Source organism: Oceanobacillus indicireducens, assembly GCF_014647195.1.
GTDB classification, from domain to species: Bacteria; Bacillota; Bacilli; order Bacillales; family Amphibacillaceae; genus Oceanobacillus; species Oceanobacillus indicireducens.
Genome location: NZ_BMOS01000046.1, coordinates 1 through 16,922, shown reverse-complemented (window position 1 = coordinate 16,922; position 16,922 = coordinate 1). Strand labels below are relative to the sequence as shown.

Genomic DNA, 16,922 nt, shown 5'->3' with positions numbered 1-16,922 from the left:
ACAATTAGCAAGTGTTTTAGATGGAACAATGTGGAGCTTTACACTTTTGAATCTAATTTAATAAGAATAGCTACTATGATTAAAAGCGGGGATACGATTATTAGTAAAATCAAGGACATAATAAAATCTAGAACTCTTTTAATTTTTAAATACATTTCATCCACGTAACCTTTCCTCGTGAATTTGTTTTATTATTTTACAGATTCTCTCTAAATCTTCGTCAGTCATTTTCGTATCGCTTGGTAGACAAACGCCGTTCTCAAACAATCTTTCTGAAACTTTTTCTCCAACATAATCATATTTTTTAAAGAATGGTTGCAAATGCATTGGCTTCCACACTGGGCGAGACTCAATATTTTCTTCTTCCAGTGTATCAATTATTTCATTAGGTCGTACTTTACTATTGAGTAATAGTGAACTTAACCAGTAATTTGGCTCATCCCATTCATTAGTGGGCATGAATTCAATACCTTCTAGTTTACTTAATTCTCTTTTATAATATTCAAAAATATAGCGTTTCTTTTCAACTCGGTCATCAAGCACCTTGAGCTGACCTCTACCAATTCCAGCAACAATATTACTCATTCGGTAATTATAACCTAATTCACTATGCTGATAATGTCTTGCATTATCCCTTGATTGCGTCGCCCAGAACCTTGTTTTTGCAATCATCTCTTCATTATCAGAGACTAGCATGCCACCGCCAGAAGTCGTAATTATTTTATTTCCATTAAAAGAAAAAATACCAAAATCTCCAATTGTTCCAGTATGTCTTCCTTTGTAATATGTACCAAGTGACTCTGCTGCATCTTCTATAACTGCCACATTATGTTTATCACAGATTTCCATGATTCGATCCATATCTGCAGATAAGCCATATAGATGGACAACTATTACAGCTTTAACTTCAGGATATTTTTCGAAGGCCTCTTCTAAAGCCTCCGGACTCATATTCCAAGTTTTATAGTCACTATCAATAAATACCGGGGTAGCATTCTGATAAATGATTGGATTGGCGGTCGCCGAAAAAGTGAGACTAGGACAAAATACAATATCTCCTTCTCCGACTCCAGCAGCTTTAAGTGCTAAGTGGATTGCTGCTGTCCCCGATGACAGTGCAGCGGCATCCTTAGAACCTACTTTAGCTGCTAATTCTTTTTCAAATTGATTCACATTTTCTCCCAAGGGTGCAATCCAGTTGGTATCAAATGCTTCTTGCACAAAGTGTTGCTCGTAACCTTCATTACTCATATGGGGAGATGAAAGAAAAATTCTCTTTTTTTCTACCTTCGCTGTCATAATATTTATCACTCTTTCATGAGCTATACTCTATAATAAAAGACTTAAAAATATCTATGGAATACTAATTTTTACTTAATCTCTTTAACTATTGAATTAACGTTCTACATTAAACACTTTTGAAATTTCAAGAAATCTTATTTGGTATTATTTAATTACTTTTTTGTTGCATTTGATCTATTTTTTCTTGTAAGAATAAATACAATTCATCTTTCATTTCTGGATCCTCTAAAGCAAAATCAATTGTAGTTTTCACAAATCCAGTTTTTTCCCCGACATCAAATCGTTTACCTGCAAAGTCATAAGCATATACGCTTCGAATTTCGTTTAGCTTTTCAATCGCATCCGTTAATTGAATTTCTCCCCCAGCACCAATCTCATGCTTACTTAAAAGATCAAATATTTCAGGAGTAAAAACATAGCGACCCATAATTGCTAAGTTTGAAGGTGCCGTTCCTTTTGCTGGCTTTTCCACGAATTTATTAACTTTGTATCTTCTGCCTTCTTTTTCACCTGGATCAACAATGCCATACCGATCTGTTTCATTTTCTGAAACCTGCTGAACACCTACAACAGAGCTACCTGTTTCGTCGTACTGTTCAATCAATTGTTTTAAACCTGGGGTCTCAGCCTGTACGATATCATCCCCTAGGAGTACTGCAAAGGGCTCATCTCCAATAAATTTCCGAGCACACCAAACTGCATGTCCCAGTCCCTTTGGATCTTTTTGACGTATATAATGCAAATCAATATTAGAGGCGTGATTAACTTTTTCTAACACATCATATTTCTCTTTATTTAATAGATTTTGTTCTAATTCATAATTATGGTCAAAATGATCTTCAATAGCTCGTTTTCCTTTACCTGTTACAATAATAATGTCCTCTATACCAGATTCAATCGCCTCTTCCACAATATATTGAATAGTAGGCTTATCTAAAATTGGCAGCATTTCTTTAGGCATTGCTTTTGTAACGGGTAAAAATCTTGTCCCTAAGCCAGCAGCTGGTATGATGGCCTTTTTTACTTTTTTCATTTCAAATGCCTCCATAAGGTTGGTAATCTCAAATAAAGTATTATTTCGCTTTGTTAATAAAATGAACTAGCATCAATTTAAACTTGAACTGCTAATTGTTCACGCTCTAAATAAACTATGTTCATCAGTTCTTCTTTTAACTGTGCATGATCATACTCTATAAATCCATCAAGTAGTTCATCAATCAGACTTGGATGGACTTCTACAGTTCTACCAACATAAATTTTCTCATAAACCTCACCGGGAAGAACCTCATCCTCCCCCAATAACTCCTCAAACATTTTCTCACCAGGTCTCAAACCAGAGTATTCTAATCTTATTTCGTCTTCCGTATACCCCGACAACTTAATCAAATTCTTCGCAAGGTCAACTATTTTCACCGGCTCACCCATATCTAACACAAAAATTTCTCCACCTTGCGCCAATGTTCCGGCCTGAATAACAAGCCTCGATGCTTCCGGTATTGTCATAAAATACCTCGTAATATCAGGATGGGTTATCGTTATTGGCCCGCCATTTTCAATTTGTTTACGGAAAAGCGGGATAACACTCCCCCTACTCCCAAGCACATTACCAAAACGGACAGCCACAAACTTCGTATCACTCTGCTTAGCTAAATTCTGCACAACCATTTCAGCAACACGTTTGGAAGCTCCCATCACATTCGTTGGGTTAACCGCTTTATCCGTCGATACAAGAACAAACGTCCTTACATAGAACTTGTCCGCAGCTTCTGCGACATTTTTCGTACCAATAATATTATTTTTCACAGCCTCATGAGGATTATATTCCATCAATGGAACATGCTTATGAGCCGCTGCATGATAAATAATTGCTGGTAGATGTTCTCTGACAATATCAAACATACGCTTCTTATCTTTAACGTCACCTATTATGGGAACAATCTCCGTCTGATTATCACTAATTTCTTTTCTTAATTCCATATCAATATTGTAAATACTATATTCTCCATGTCCAACAAGGAGAATCTTTTTCGGCGAAAACCGCATCAACTGACGGCAAATCTCAGAACCTATCGACCCGCCTGCTCCAGTAACCATTACCGTATTTCCAGTTACATATTCTGAAATGGCATTAATATCAAGTTTAACAGGTTCACGGCCTAGTAAATCTTCTACTTCGATGTTTTTCAAACTACTTACAGTAATTCTTCCTGTCATTAAGTCCTCAATTTTCGGGATCATTTGCACTTGGGCAGATGTACTTGCACAGGCTTCAACAATATTTTTTAGTTCCCCATTTCTTAATGAGGGAATCGCAATTACAATATGTTCAATATTATATTCTTCGACAATTCTCGGAATATCATTAACAGACCCAACAACTGGAAGGTTATACATTTCCATTTTCTGTTTATTTAAATCATCGTCAACAAACGCAACTGGTGTTAGTTCAGTATTATGTTCATTTTGCAGTTGACGTACGATCATTGCCCCAGCAGCTCCAGCACCAACCACAAGAGTCCGTTTTTGGGATTTATTATTATGATTGATATGGCGATCTCTATACATACGCCATATAAAACGAGAACCTCCAATAAGTATAATGTGCAAGAGCCAAGTAACAATTAAAGCACGTCGTAAAATTGAGAAGTCATTTAATACAAGTTGTACCATCCCAGCTGAAACAACAGTAAGCGTTACAGCTTTAACGATAGCGACCAATTCCCCGACACTTGCATAAGACCACACTTTATTATAAAGTTTAAAAACTGCTGCGAATAAATGATGAAAGATGACGAGTGCGATAGCGGATGTAATAATTGCATTTGAAGTAAGTATGTCAGTATACGCGGGATAAACAATCCAAGCCGCAACGAATATTGCTGTTGCAACAATCAGTGTATCAAGTAAGAAGAGCAATGATAAACGCTTTGAATAGGACATGAGTTCTCCTTTCTCATGAGGTTTAAGCCGTCATGTCAGTTAGTTTATTTTATGTAAAAAACTTAGTAGCTTTTCGCCTGTTATGTAATAGCACTAAAGTCGGATTCCGAATTCAATAGTAAATACTTATTTTTACCACATAGAGTCTACCTAGCAAAGTAATCCTACACCACTCTATTAAATTAGCAGTCATATTTAAAGTGACTTTTGCCGTTTATTTTTTATAAGGTTTGTGACTTTATTTTGACACCCGTGTATATAAGTTTTGCAAAGTAAATTTTGGCATAGTTTTATACTTACCTAAGCAATTCACAGGGAGAGTTCCTTGGTCATACTAAAATAGACCAAGGAACTTTTTTCTTTTAATATTTGATGGTTCCACACGATTCACATTCTTGTTATCTATCAGCAATTCACTATTCTCAAGGTACATATATACATAATCATTACCGTAATCATTCTGAATCAATTGAAATGCTTCATTCATCACAAAACCTCTTGTCGTTGTATTATGAGCATCTGAAGCGATAAAATGAGCCAAATTAGATTCAATGATCTGTCTACTGAATTTCTGAATGTTTTTCCCGAACTTTCCTACAACACTCGCTGCTGTAACCTGCGTTAGAGCACCCTTTTTCACAAACTCATAGAGTCTGTTTGGGTGTTCAATTAACTCTTGGTTTCGTTCTGGATGAACAATGACCGGTATATATCCAGCAACTTGAATATCAAATAGCATCTGACTAGTATAACGTGGAACGTGGGCAGAAGGGAATTCTACAAACACATACTTTGAATTGTTAATAGGCAAGATAATCTCATTCTCCAGTTCAGCAATCATATCGCCATTAATCCGTGTTTCCTGGCCTGGAAGTACAGTAAGTGGAATACCTTCACTTATAATTAATTCATTTAACGTTTCTACCCAGCGAATGATATTATTCCGTTCATTATCGAATTTTCCATTCCGGTGATGAGGAGTCGCAACAATTGTAGTAATTCCTTCTTTAACCGCAGCTCTTGCCATCTTTAGACTATCTGCTTCAGTTTGGGCTCCATCATCTATACCAGGAAGAATATGTGAATGAATATCAATCATTATGGTCACTCCCCTTCTATCATTCTATTCAAATTAACCAATACTAAATTGTATTGTTAATCTACGCGCAAATCAATTATTTGATATACCATTATAGCAAAGTTTGTCAAGTTTTGATATTTTTCAATGAAACTTAACATTTTTGAAATATCATGTAATTCATTTCCACAACCCACACAAAAATAGCCCCCTCTATCGCCGATTCCGCGAAAGGAAGGAGCTTTATTTAGTTCGTACCATAATAGTAATAATAATTAGATGCTTTTTTCTCCCGATCGTTTAGAACTACACCAAGTAATTTCGCTTTCGCCGGGATTAGAGCCTCTTTCGCCTTTTGAGCTGGCTCAATTTCTGTACTTCCACTTCGGACAACAAGTACTGAACCATCTACTATATTAGCTAGAATCTGTGCGTCAGTTACCGCAAGTACAGGTGGCGTATCAAATATTACGAGGTCGTAGCTTAATTTTGCTTCTTTTAAAAGAGTTTCCATTTTCCTTGAACCGAGCAATTCGGATGGGTTCGGGGGAATCGGACCACAAGTCATCACATCAAGTGTATCGATATCCGTACCATTCACTGCTTCTTCGAGTGAGATTTCCCCAACAAGGACATTACTTAATCCACGTAAATTATCAAGTCGGAACGTATAATGCATTGTTGGCTTCCTCAAGTCAGCGTCAATAAGTAAAACACGCTTTCCTTGTTGAGCATAAACAATAGCCAAATTTGCGGTTGTTGATGACTTTCCTTCTGCTGGACCTGATGAGGTGACAAGAAATGATTTCAAATCATTATCAACGGAAGAGAATTGCATATTTGTTCTCACTGTACGATATTGCTCAGAAATAGGCGATTTCGGATTTACTTTTGTAATTAAGTGACGGACATTACTGCTTACTTTAGACTGATTCTTTTTGCGCAGCATTAAATCCACCTCTCTTCTGTCTGTTCGTCTGGAAACTCATGTGATTTGACCGGACATCTTCCGGATTAATATGCGAGATAACACCGAGCACCGGTAACCCAAGATGCTTTTCTACATCGTCTTCTGTCGTAACAGAATTATCAAGATACGCTAGCAAGAACGCTATACCAACCCCGACCATCAATCCAAGAACTACCGCAATTGCGATATTCAAAATCGGAGTAGGTGCCACTGGTGATGGATTCGCGCTTAGTTCAGCTTCTGTTAACACTCCCACATTATCTACGTTCATGAATTCTTGAATTTTCTCTTGGAAGACAGCAACGGTTGTGTTTGCGATATCCACTGCTGTTGCTGGATTCTCATCTGTTACTGTCACTGTTACGACTTGTGATTCATTTGCATTGGCAACACTTATATTTTGAGCAAGGGTTGCAACCGTGTATGGTAAATTAAGTTCATCGATGACCTCTCCTAAAATTGCCGGAGCTTTAATAATCTCGTTGTAAGTATTTATAATTTCGACGTTTGCCCGAATATCGTTAACATTGTATGGAACTTCTTGCTCCTGTGCACTTTGGTTAACAATAAACTGTGAACTAGATTGATAAGTCGGAGTGAGCACAAAATAACTTATAACTGCTGCTACCACAGCAGCACCAAGTGTAATTGCCAAAATAAGCAGGATGCGCTGCTTGATTACCTCAAATATTTCCTTTAAGGAAATTGTTTCCTCCATGGTGTTACCTCCATATTCCTTTAGTATTCTACTTTTTGCGGTAGTTATCGCTAATATTATTTAATTAAATTTATACTTTAAACTTTACAATATGTGATTATAACACATAACCGGGAAAAAAGTAGGGGTTTTTTTAGAATTGTTTCAGAGTTTGCTAGGCAGCTAGATGATCCGGTTGGAATTATATAGAAAAGGCACTCACTTGTTTCCCATAGATTAGAGGTTTTTATTGGGTGGAAATAGTTGCGAAATAAACGTTTAATCTAGTTATTCCATTAATTCTACCTCAATGCCCTCTCCGATGTTTCTCCCTTATATTACAAAGAGATTACAAATCCATTAATCTTCTATCAAACTAGAGATTTTACGCTATAATAGATGGTAGTTATTTCTAATTTTCAATACCTAGCTAGCAATTCACAAATAAATACGACAATCTTTTCAGATGATGATTCTTGTAAATGATACAACATATGATAGGGAGGACTTTTAATTGGCAAAAAAGAAAATCTACATGTCAGTAACAGCAGGAGCAGCGATTGCAGCGGCACTATTTGGAGCGGACGAAGCATCTGCAGCATCGCATAAGGTACAATCAGGAGATTCTCTATGGTCGATTGCACAAAAGTACAATACGAATGTAGCGACATTAAAGAAGTTAAACAAATTAACATCTGATATTATTTATCCGAACCAAATAATCGAAACATCCGGTTCAGCAACTCCATCGAAGCCAAACAACTCTAACAAAAATAACAACTCAAATAGTGGTTCCGCTAATACATATAAGGTAAAGGCAGGAGACACATTGAGTGGAATTGCTTCACGCCACGGCATTTCTCTGCAGAACCTAATGAAGTGGAACAATCTGAATACTACGCTCATCTACCCAGGAAACGTATTTTATGTAAAAAATCCGGGAAATTCAGGTAATACAACACCACCGAAGAATTCAAATTCTGGAAAGAAAACTCCTAGTAAACCAAAGACAGGGAACGCCACTGTTTACGTTGTTAAGTCTGGTGATACATTATCACGCATTGGAAAAGAGTTCGGAGTGTCTGTTGCAAACTTAAAGAGCTGGAACAACTTATCTTCTGACATGATTTATATCGGACAGAAGTTAAATATTAACGGAAGTAAATCAACTCCACCTTCCAATAATAAACCGAAAGAGCAACCTAAAAATAATGTTGGCTATAATGTAGACACACTAATTAGCACCGCTCGAAGCCAAATTGGCGTACCGTATGTGTGGGGTGGCTCCTCACCTAGCGGATTCGACTGTAGTGGATTCATTTATTATGCGTACAAAAATGCTGGGATGAGTATTAGCCGGACATCAACGCAAGGATACTTTGACCGTTCGTTTTATGTAAATACACCTCAGGTTGGAGACCTTGTATTCTTCTCCGGCACGTATAAAGCCGGAATTTCCCATATGGGAATCTATATCGGAAACAACCAGTTCATCCACGCAGGATCATCAACTGGTGTCACCATCACAAACTTGAATGACTCTTATTGGAGTAAGCACTTCGATAGCTATAAGCGATTTTATTAAAAGCCAGACCTTCCAAATGGGAGGTCTTTTTTTGTGGAATATTCTACACCTGTTAGCAATAGAATGGTGACAGGGGGCATGTCAAATGGATAATAAGCTAAATGTAGACAAGCTGGCGCGGTTTTATAACCTACAGGAAATGAAACGAGAAATCGAGCAGGAATTAGGTGAACTGAAAAAGGAGTTCAATAAAGCTTTTGACGAATTGGTTGGCGAGAATCAAACTGGAGAGTTTATTCGAGATGGATATCAATTGAAGCGACAGATACGGAAAACGGAGAAGTTTGATGAAGAGCGAACGGTTCGTCGGTTGGAGGAGCTGCGAATGGAAGATTTGATTGAGATAGTCCGGCGGCCGGATAAAGCGAAGATTAAAGCGGCGATTGAGCTCGGTTTACTCCGGGCAGATCAATTGGAGGATTTGGTCGTGCGGCAGTATTCAAAGGTGTTGATCGCTAAGCGTGTTTAACTTTTTCAGGGTAAGAGAAAGGCTATTGTCTGGACAATAGCCTTTTTTCATCGTAACATTTATTATTCATTATCTCCCCAAGCCGCTTCATCTATAATAACCGTTGCATTCGGATGGTTATGTAAAGCGGATGCTGGGATGTCTTCTGAGATTGTACCTTTAAGAAGGCTGGTCACAGCGTCTCTTTTGTTTTCACCAGAGATAATCATGAGGATTTCTTTACTATCAAGAATCGTGCCAATTCCCATTGTAATTGCTTTTGTCGGAACTTCATCAATGGAATCAAAGAAGCGGGCATTCGCTTGAATCGTCTCCTCTTTAAGTCCAATAATATGAGTTCTGCTGTCAACAGGTGTACCTGGTTCGTTGAAGCCGATATGGCCGTTATTGCCAATACCAAGTAATTGAAGGTCGATGTTACCTGCAGCTTTAATAGCTTCTTCATATTCACGGCATTCTCTGTCTAAGTCATCCGCCATACCACTTGGAACATGAGTTTTTTCTTTTTGAATATTGACATGATCAAACAGATGCTTATCCATGAAGTAATGGTAGCTGTTCGGGTCATCGTCTGTGATACCAACATATTCATCTAAATTGAATGTCGTTGTATTTGCAAAATCAATTTCACCTTTGTTATATTTGTCAATCAGAATCTCATACATACCCTCTGGAGTCGAGCCAGTTGCAAGGCCAATGACCGGATTTTCAATCGCGTTCATACGCTCGGCTACGATTTCAGCAGCTTTTCTGCTCATTTCCTCATAATCTTTCACTTTCACAATTTTCATTTCTTCATTCCTCCTAAAGGATGAGTCTTAACATCTAAACATTGGATTTCAACCAACATCATTACTATTATATCTAATTCATCATGTATAGAAAATCTTTTTTGTTATACATATGAAAAAATACTTTTTAAGTGTACACGAAATTTTAATATTTGCCTAGATATTTTGTAGGTTTTTTTGTAAAAATGTTGCTTCTCTAATCGGGAAGTGGCACTGTGCTGGGATTTGTTCTTTTTCTGGGAATGGCAGTTCCAGTTATTTTAGCGAAGCATTCTTTACTGTAGATACCCTTCTTTTGTATATCCCGCCTTTTCCATATGCATAAATGTAATCCCCGCGCATAAACACTGGCCCAATAATACGCTTCCCTTTTTCGTCCACAACTCGCAGTTCTTCCTTTGGAGTAAACTTTCGGAATGTTTTTCGGAAGCGCATCAGCTTTTGCCCATCTATTTGACCAATTAATCCCTTCTCGTCTAACACAAATTGCTGCAACGTATGATGGCGGCTATTAACACGATAACGAATCGATTCCTTCCGCTCATTCAGTTGCACGAGAAAAAAGTCATCATAATAATAGAAGTATATTTCCTTTGAGCTCGCAACATTTAGCGCATAACAGTCCATAATTCCATAATCACTTGCATCCCACAACCGTTCACCGTTTATTGTATAAGCAACAACACCAGCACTGCCCATCGGCTCTTCCCAGCCAAAGTTTCCAAATATCCCTTCATCAAAATAGCTTACCCAAATCGTGTCAGTTTCATCAACTTGTACACTCTCTATGCCGTCACCCAACGTAAAAGCATCAATTAATTGCCCGCTCGGATTATATCTTCTCGCATTTCGTTCAATAGATGTACCTTCCTTTAGACAACGGCTTTGGACAAGAAGCAACGTACCATCTGAAAAGATGTCTACTTCCGTCGGGATAAGCGGAACATTTTTTAATTCGACAGTTTCTATCCTGCCATCTTTTATCAGCTTGATGAACCAATTATTTTTTACAACCGGTCGTCTGAAGAAATCGAGTTCTTCTATATCACTTTCGATTAAGATTAATGTGCCGTCTCTTGCTACATGGCCGGATATGAAATTTAGACGTGAGGAATAGTCTATATGTTTTTCCAATATTAACTTCTCTATTTTCATCACCCTGACTAAAAAATACATTTATGAATCGAAATATTATTATTTCAACTTTCGCAGCTGAAACAGTAAACTACTCTCTCGTATAATTAGTGAAACCAGCAATTCATTATAGTTATGGATACGATCCCAATACCTCAATAGGGTTCTAATGACTCGTTTGAAGGTGATTCCAGACATTCGAGTGAATTACGGGGCTCTAATCAATCGAATGAAGTAGATTCCAGTTCGTTCGAATGAATAGCAGAGTTCAAATCGATCGAATGAAGCAGATTCCAGTTCATTCGAGTGAATAGCGGGGCTCTAATCAATCGAATGAAGTAGATTCCAGTTCGTTCGAATGAATAGCAGAGTTCAAATCGATCGAATGAAGCAGATTCCAGTTCATTCGAGTGAATAGCGGGGCTCTAATCAATCGAATGAAGTAGATTCCAGTTCGTTCGAATGAATAGAAAGGTTCTAATCGATCGAATGAAGCAGATTCCAGTTCGTTCGAGTGAATAGAGGAGTCCCATTCCCGTTTGAACAAGATACTAGTTCACTCGGGCTGAAAACACTCACCTTGCTTAAATTCGCTGCTGAAGCTGTCCGTTCATTATATCGAGCTAGGTGTACTATTTAAAGTCTTCTCGGTACAGTCATGTAGAGCAATTTTATGAAGCTTATCAGTGCGAAAGTTGAATTATGATAAAGTGATCTCCCAAAACTCAAGGTCATCTATGACTAAATCATAAGGGTCTTTTATATCTGACCAGCGGATTTGGCGCTTTTTCGAAAGCGCCGAGTCCTCTTTTCCATTCAAACTAGTGAAATACTCTACAACTCCGCTTGCTTGGAGGGCTTCTTCTATATAAGCATACAGGATGCTTAAACATTTCGCTTCTTCTGCAGTCCCTTGTAGTTGAAGTTTCAATGGGATGTCACGAGCATCTGCCGCTACTTGATGCTTGAATGAAAAGTGCGGACTGTATGAGAATCGCTGTTTTAATTGGCTATCATAATTGTTTTCAAAATATAAATGGGCGAAATCCAGTTCACTGTTAAAGACATTCGGTTGTTCAGGAGACAAAGGTGACTGTCCAAATGAACCTATTGGTAACCTGATAGGTGAAGCAAGGTATACATATTGGGTCATAGCTGGTTTCCTCTCTTACCTTTTAAAATTAGAAGCGTATCATTAGTTGCCGTCACTTTATACCAACACTCGAGAATATAATCCCAATAACGAGTGCCGTTATAATAAAATTCGGGATAGAAAGTATGATTGTATTTTTTAATACTATATTATCGAAACGTTTAAATAACGTAAAGAGCAAAAATAATAAATAGCCAAGAATAGACAGGCATATGATGCTCGCTATTACATCTGTCTTTGTGAAAGGTGGGCCAAGGTTAATATCGTAAAAGTAATTCACTATTATAATCAACCCAAATAATATAGACTCTTGAATTAGAAATTTAAAATACTGCAAGTTACGTTGCTCCTCAACATAATATATTCTTCATTTCCCTACTTCGCTGTTTTATCACGGAATACGAACAGCGTAATTGTATTTAATAGAATGGTAACAACAAGCAGAACCGTGGCAGCAAAAACTACCGCCCCTGCTGTATTCATCAGAGCAGTCCAGTCCTCGATTCTCACCAGATGATAAGTGTAAAACATCTCGAGACATAGCGAAATAGCACAAGCACTCAAACTAAGCATGGTAAGCGTAATCCAATTCTTATTGTTATTACTTCTATACCTCATTAGATTCATTGCAGGAAGGATCCAAGCAGTGAGTCCAAGAACAAAACTCGCAACATTAAGCAAACCCATCATATGTAATTCCCCTTTGTGTTTTTAATTTAATCCTCGGTATTTTTAATTGTTTCTTCCTCATCTTCTTCATCTTTATCTTCCAATACAATTTCGAACAAGGCAATAAAGATTGCAATTATAATCTCTGTTTTAAGAGATAGCGTGATACTGCTCATAAACTCATCCACAGTGAAGAGGACGAGCCAATTCGATGTGCTCTCGATCAAAAATCGGATAACAAGCACTTTTGCTTTTCCTGTCATATTTCGGACGGACAATTTGAATATTACGTTGGTAAACAATTCGAAAATAAGGCCGATCGCAAACAAATTGAAAACAAAAATAACTAATGACCAGTTTGAATCATACTGAACACCAAGCACTTTAAAAACGCCTGCAAGACCGAAGAAATAAATCCCAAACACAAAACCCACCGCCACGATAATAAGAAGCGCGATTCCTACGACTGTAACTATTTTTTCTTTTTTATTCATATTACGAAATGAATCATCATTAGATTCTGGCATAACTTTGGTTCCCCTTCTTTTTTCAATAACTTTATGCTGTATTTAATATGGTAACCTTCTCTTCACGTGAAAGTATCCACTCATTCGAGCGAGGACTTCCTATTTAATCTTCCACGTAAAGTGTTGATTGATCTCTTCCCGGTAACTTTCATCCATCTAGTCTGCATATTTTTCATAGATAGGGCGAATCGCTTCACTATTCTTCGCAATCACCTCACACCCTCTATCATCATAAATGTAAAATATAATATTTCTCGTCGTATTAATAAAAAATATATCCGGGGCATCCAAGTTAAATGGATAATGTATTCTTGGCTTCACTGGCGGGAAATCCTGGTTGCAAATTGCTTTTATTAAAGTTGAATACTGAATATCTTGCTTGCGACATCGTAAGGAGAATTGAGATGTGCACTTCTCTTCCTTCTCTTCGTCATCCTCAAACATATAAAGTAAAGTTGCTTGCGTTAAACGCAAACGGACGTCTTTACTATTTATATAATGAAGATATACCCCAAGCTTCCTTCTGTTCTTTCTTCTATCATTTTTATACCGATAGCTATTCGTTACCAATATAATTTCCTCATCGGCCGAGAATAGATCATGAAATAGGGAGATAGCTTGCTGATAGACAGTATGAAAATAATCAGGATTCAGCTCGTCACTCTCCTCTTTAATTGGACAGAATCCTTTGGCTAGTTCGAGATGAATACTTGGATTCCATTGGGAGGTGAGATTTGGTTTTAGAGTTAGGCTTGGGAAGTTCGTTTGGATGTATTTATTTAAATGCATTTCTTCGTCCTCCCTCATCTCTCAAGATTATTTTTCATGATGACTATAAATTCCTGCACTCGCGGATGGTATGAATTTTATTTTATAGTTTCTACCGAGTTCTTGTTTCACTTTTCCTGTTAAAAAATATCCTCTTTGATTAACCTCTTTTTCCAATTGGTTGCCGTGGGGAAGCAACTTATCTTGTTCCCAATCTATCCATGTCCCATAGCTCTTTGCCCAATCCGACAATTCCTCTGCTAATTCATTGGAAACGGGAACGTCTTCTATATCAAGATTGCAACCGCACCGATTACACCAAATCGGGTCTGCCCCAACATCTCCTTCGATTTTTAAATCATTTGTTATTCCACTATCACAACAACAGTTCAAGGTAGTTGACCTCCGTTTTAAATAAAAGTTGGTTCTTTCTTTATCGTAAGTAAATGCCCCGCTGGCAGTAATAGAATCCTTTCATCCGTCTCCGTTGAATATCGTATTCCATTCCCTAGTCTCATTTTCTGACAGGATGCTAAATAATAGTAATATGTCATTTAATAACCTAGCTTGTGTTGCTGGTAGTATTCGATAAAATTTTTATTCAAAGGATGGTTTTTTCCCAGTACAGAATTCAATTTTACTATTCTTTGTCATTTCATATTAATCCTTAATACGATATTATCCAAGTGAAAGTTTCGTCTTGGGAATATTTTTTATGACGTATTAACGGTCTGTAATACCCCCACTTCTAAGCATGAGGGAAGCCAACTTCCGCGATAAACGAATGCCACGCATCCATGACTAATCTCTCCTTCTTGAAAGCGAATGATTCACCTTTTTTGATATAGCACGAGGCCCCAATCGTCCTATTTAACAATTGGGGCCTCTGGTTTAAGATTTTAGTAAATCTCGATATCTTCTGTTATCTGTTCAACGATGCAGGCGCTTCGTTTCGCAACTAAGTCACCGCCACTGGAGTTGAAGGCGTTCTGGGCAATGATCGTATATTCATTTAAAAATTACCTTTCCGAATCCCACCCCCACCAACCCGCATTCCACCGTTTCGATTAAAATAAAGATTTCCGATGGAACCTCGATTTCGGACCTTTTACGATTCAATATTGGTCTGTTTTCGAGTCATTTTTGAGGTGTTTTTTAGGATTTAAAATAAACTTCACCGATAATAGAGATAGTAGATAGAAGAAAATAGAGAGAAAAGATTGGCTTGAAAAGAGATTGGAAAATGATTGGATTCCGATTGAAAAACGATGGATAAAGATTGATATATAGCTGATTTGAAGAGGTAGGAGAGAGCGGATAGGAAGAAAAAAGAGGAGAAAGATGAGCTCTTTTCTCCCCTACTCTTACGGATATTATTTTGGATCAGCTTCTGAATCGGAAAAAATTATTTTAACGGAAATAGGAAATGTTTTGTTTTAAGTGAGACGAGTTTATTTTTGGGAAACATAGTAGAAATAAGAGTTTTGTGGATAAATCACCAAAATACAATTGCAATGATAGCAACCCTTTAGCTCATCAGTGCATGCTTATTGAAATGCAAAGTATTCAAAAATGGTATGTGTTGGGTTCTAACTTTTTCTTATTTCCTTTTACATGATTCCTTACCCATGTCTTTCTTCCAGATGGCAATGTTCTCCAATGACCTCTTACTGTCCAAGACTCTTTCATTCGTCGATATGCCTTTTTTTCTTTTTCACTGACAGGAACAGGTGGGATGTTCACGTTATAAACTTTAATTGTGATTGATCGAGTATTCTTCTTTCTTTTTTTTCTTCTCTTAGTTACTTTTTTACGTTTAGATTCATAAGACACTCTCTCTTTTACGTCTCGATATAATTCCATATAATTCATCAAAGCAATATGACTAGTTGTTATTGTATCTAAGAATCTGATTGCATTCTCAGTTTTTTGTATAAGTTTATTATCGGAGTATATATTTAATTCACTTTTTAGTTCCCTGTAGTTCTTAGTGGCTTTTAAAATATATTTAATTTGATCTTCACCAGTAAATTGGTAAATTTCATAATATACTCGTACATCATCGAGCTGTTTAAAGTATAATAAAAATGACAATGAGGTTAAATTGTTTGCATCAATAAACGATTGGTCGAATGCCATATTTGGGTGCATTTCTAATAATATTACTCCCTCTTCGATCACGGGACGAAATTCATTGAATGCTCCATCGTGAATATTAAGCCACCATTCATCTAATCGCTTTAAATCCCCTGAAGACAACAGTATTTTGTCTACCTTATCTAACCGTTCAAAATTCGAGATGTCCCCCCACCCCACATTGTTTTTAAGAGACTTCCAACACGTTAAAACGTTAAAGAGAAACAAGCTAAAATAAAAACTTGATTTTTCTGTAATCACTCTCTTACAGGCTATTCACTACTTAGTCATCACTTCAGCTAATAAACGATTGTACTTTTCTGGCGTGAGTAAAGGTTTAGTTAAGTCTATTACATGATATGTATCAAGATTAGAGAGATAGTTTAAGTTTTCTGAGATAGTTGCAAAGAATATTTGTTTAGAGATTGATAGTATATATTTTTCGACTTCCTTAAACGTTACTTTAACAGTACCCTTATCAATTTCATTTTTCACGAAGGAATCTATTCCAAAAGGAAGCGTATATTTCCCATATTCAACCACAAGCCTCATGTATGCCAGATACAAGGCTAATAGCGTTTTATTGTTATCCATTCCACTACCCTTCACTTCTTTAAAATCAAAGAATTCAATCTCATTTAATTTTGTGCTACCAATGTAAACTAGCACATTATTCCAGGTCATCTATTTCAAACTAATTCAG

The 16,922-nt window shown here is 37.1% G+C and carries 21 protein-coding genes; 3 read left to right on the top strand and 18 right to left on the bottom strand.

Features of this window, described 5'->3' with window-relative positions; all coding sequences use genetic code 11:
- Window positions 1-38: 38 nt before the first annotated feature.
- The 7 genes from IEX94_RS20425 to IEX94_RS18210 all read right to left on the bottom strand — a co-directional run bounded on the left by IEX94_RS20425 (window position 39) and on the right by IEX94_RS18210 (window position 7,008).
- Entirely contained in the window at window positions 39-155 is a 117-nt protein-coding gene (locus IEX94_RS20425) for a sugar transferase (protein WP_188859509.1), read from the bottom strand.
- 1 nt (window position 156) lies between these two features.
- Window positions 157-1,299: a DegT/DnrJ/EryC1/StrS family aminotransferase gene (locus IEX94_RS18235; protein ID WP_188859507.1), complete on the bottom strand. Its 1,143-nt coding sequence runs from the start codon at window positions 1,297-1,299 to the stop codon at window positions 157-159.
- A 151-nt stretch (window positions 1,300-1,450) separates the two neighbouring features.
- Window positions 1,451-2,335, bottom strand: coding sequence for a UTP--glucose-1-phosphate uridylyltransferase GalU (galU, locus tag IEX94_RS18230; protein WP_188859503.1), 885 nt, complete (start codon window positions 2,333-2,335; stop codon window positions 1,451-1,453).
- 77 nt (window positions 2,336-2,412) lie between these two features.
- Window positions 2,413-4,242 carry a polysaccharide biosynthesis protein gene (locus IEX94_RS18225; protein WP_188859501.1) on the bottom strand — a complete coding sequence of 610 codons (1,830 nt, stop codon included), beginning with the start codon at window positions 4,240-4,242 and terminating at the stop codon, window positions 2,413-2,415.
- 334 nt (window positions 4,243-4,576) lie between these two features.
- The gene (locus IEX94_RS18220) at window positions 4,577-5,341 is read right to left on the bottom strand and encodes a tyrosine-protein phosphatase (RefSeq protein ID WP_188859499.1); all 765 of its coding nucleotides are present in this window, start codon (window positions 5,339-5,341) and stop codon (window positions 4,577-4,579) included.
- Between the two features lie 226 nt (window positions 5,342-5,567).
- Complete coding sequence (locus IEX94_RS18215; protein WP_188859497.1) at window positions 5,568-6,269, bottom strand: CpsD/CapB family tyrosine-protein kinase; 702 nt, start codon at window positions 6,267-6,269, stop codon at window positions 5,568-5,570.
- Complete coding sequence (locus IEX94_RS18210) at window positions 6,244-7,008, bottom strand: YveK family protein (RefSeq protein WP_188859495.1); 765 nt, start codon at window positions 7,006-7,008, stop codon at window positions 6,244-6,246. Before IEX94_RS18210 ends, IEX94_RS18215 begins: the two co-directional genes overlap by 26 nt.
- Window positions 7,009-7,501: 493 nt before the next feature.
- Between IEX94_RS18210 and IEX94_RS18205 the strand changes: the two genes are divergently transcribed.
- Window positions 7,502-8,572, top strand: a complete 1,071-nt coding sequence (locus tag IEX94_RS18205) for a C40 family peptidase (RefSeq protein WP_188859492.1) — start codon at window positions 7,502-7,504, stop codon at window positions 8,570-8,572.
- A gap of 85 nt (window positions 8,573-8,657) precedes the next feature.
- On the top strand, window positions 8,658-9,041 hold the full coding sequence (locus IEX94_RS18200) for a hypothetical protein (RefSeq protein WP_188859490.1): 384 nt from the start codon (window positions 8,658-8,660) through the stop codon (window positions 9,039-9,041).
- Between the two features lie 62 nt (window positions 9,042-9,103).
- Here the strand turns inward: IEX94_RS18200 and nagB are convergent, their stop codons facing one another.
- The 8 genes from nagB to IEX94_RS18155 form a co-directional block, all read right to left on the bottom strand.
- Window positions 9,104-9,832 (bottom strand): glucosamine-6-phosphate deaminase, encoded by a 729-nt coding sequence (nagB, locus tag IEX94_RS18195; protein WP_188859488.1) that lies wholly within the window; start codon window positions 9,830-9,832, stop codon window positions 9,104-9,106.
- A 255-nt stretch (window positions 9,833-10,087) separates the two neighbouring features.
- Complete coding sequence (locus IEX94_RS18190; RefSeq protein ID WP_188859487.1) at window positions 10,088-10,966, bottom strand: YxiH-YxzG fusion protein; 879 nt, start codon at window positions 10,964-10,966, stop codon at window positions 10,088-10,090.
- A gap of 700 nt (window positions 10,967-11,666) precedes the next feature.
- The gene (locus IEX94_RS18180; protein ID WP_188859483.1) at window positions 11,667-12,119 is read right to left on the bottom strand and encodes a hypothetical protein; all 453 of its coding nucleotides are present in this window, start codon (window positions 12,117-12,119) and stop codon (window positions 11,667-11,669) included.
- A gap of 52 nt (window positions 12,120-12,171) precedes the next feature.
- On the bottom strand, window positions 12,172-12,456 hold the full coding sequence (locus IEX94_RS18175; RefSeq protein WP_188859481.1) for a hypothetical protein: 285 nt from the start codon (window positions 12,454-12,456) through the stop codon (window positions 12,172-12,174).
- Window positions 12,457-12,494: 38 nt separating this feature from the next.
- Complete coding sequence (locus IEX94_RS18170) at window positions 12,495-12,809, bottom strand: hypothetical protein (RefSeq protein WP_188859479.1); 315 nt, start codon at window positions 12,807-12,809, stop codon at window positions 12,495-12,497.
- Window positions 12,810-12,835: 26 nt separating this feature from the next.
- Window positions 12,836-13,315 (bottom strand): YrvL family regulatory protein, encoded by a 480-nt coding sequence (locus IEX94_RS18165; protein WP_188859477.1) that lies wholly within the window; start codon window positions 13,313-13,315, stop codon window positions 12,836-12,838.
- A gap of 156 nt (window positions 13,316-13,471) precedes the next feature.
- Window positions 13,472-14,104, bottom strand: a complete 633-nt coding sequence (locus IEX94_RS18160) for a DUF3885 domain-containing protein (protein ID WP_229782792.1) — start codon at window positions 14,102-14,104, stop codon at window positions 13,472-13,474.
- A 27-nt stretch (window positions 14,105-14,131) separates the two neighbouring features.
- Window positions 14,132-14,476 (bottom strand): immunity protein CdiI family protein, encoded by a 345-nt coding sequence (locus tag IEX94_RS18155; RefSeq protein WP_188859472.1) that lies wholly within the window; start codon window positions 14,474-14,476, stop codon window positions 14,132-14,134.
- A gap of 277 nt (window positions 14,477-14,753) precedes the next feature.
- Between IEX94_RS18155 and IEX94_RS20420 the strand changes: the two genes are divergently transcribed.
- Window positions 14,754-14,810 carry a hypothetical protein gene (locus IEX94_RS20420; protein WP_505818070.1) on the top strand — a complete coding sequence of 19 codons (57 nt, stop codon included), beginning with the start codon at window positions 14,754-14,756 and terminating at the stop codon, window positions 14,808-14,810.
- A gap of 172 nt (window positions 14,811-14,982) precedes the next feature.
- Here IEX94_RS20420 and IEX94_RS18150 read toward each other — a convergent pair whose 3' ends face one another.
- From IEX94_RS18150 to IEX94_RS18140, 3 genes are all read right to left on the bottom strand, one after another.
- A complete protein-coding gene (locus IEX94_RS18150) occupies window positions 14,983-15,081 on the bottom strand; it encodes a DUF2922 family protein (protein WP_308425627.1) in 99 nt (32 codons plus the stop codon).
- Between the two features lie 568 nt (window positions 15,082-15,649).
- Window positions 15,650-16,480, bottom strand: a complete 831-nt coding sequence (locus IEX94_RS18145) for a hypothetical protein (protein ID WP_188859471.1) — start codon at window positions 16,478-16,480, stop codon at window positions 15,650-15,652.
- A gap of 18 nt (window positions 16,481-16,498) precedes the next feature.
- Window positions 16,499-16,813: a hypothetical protein gene (locus IEX94_RS18140; protein ID WP_229782791.1), complete on the bottom strand. Its 315-nt coding sequence runs from the start codon at window positions 16,811-16,813 to the stop codon at window positions 16,499-16,501.
- Window positions 16,814-16,922: the final 109 nt, after the last annotated feature.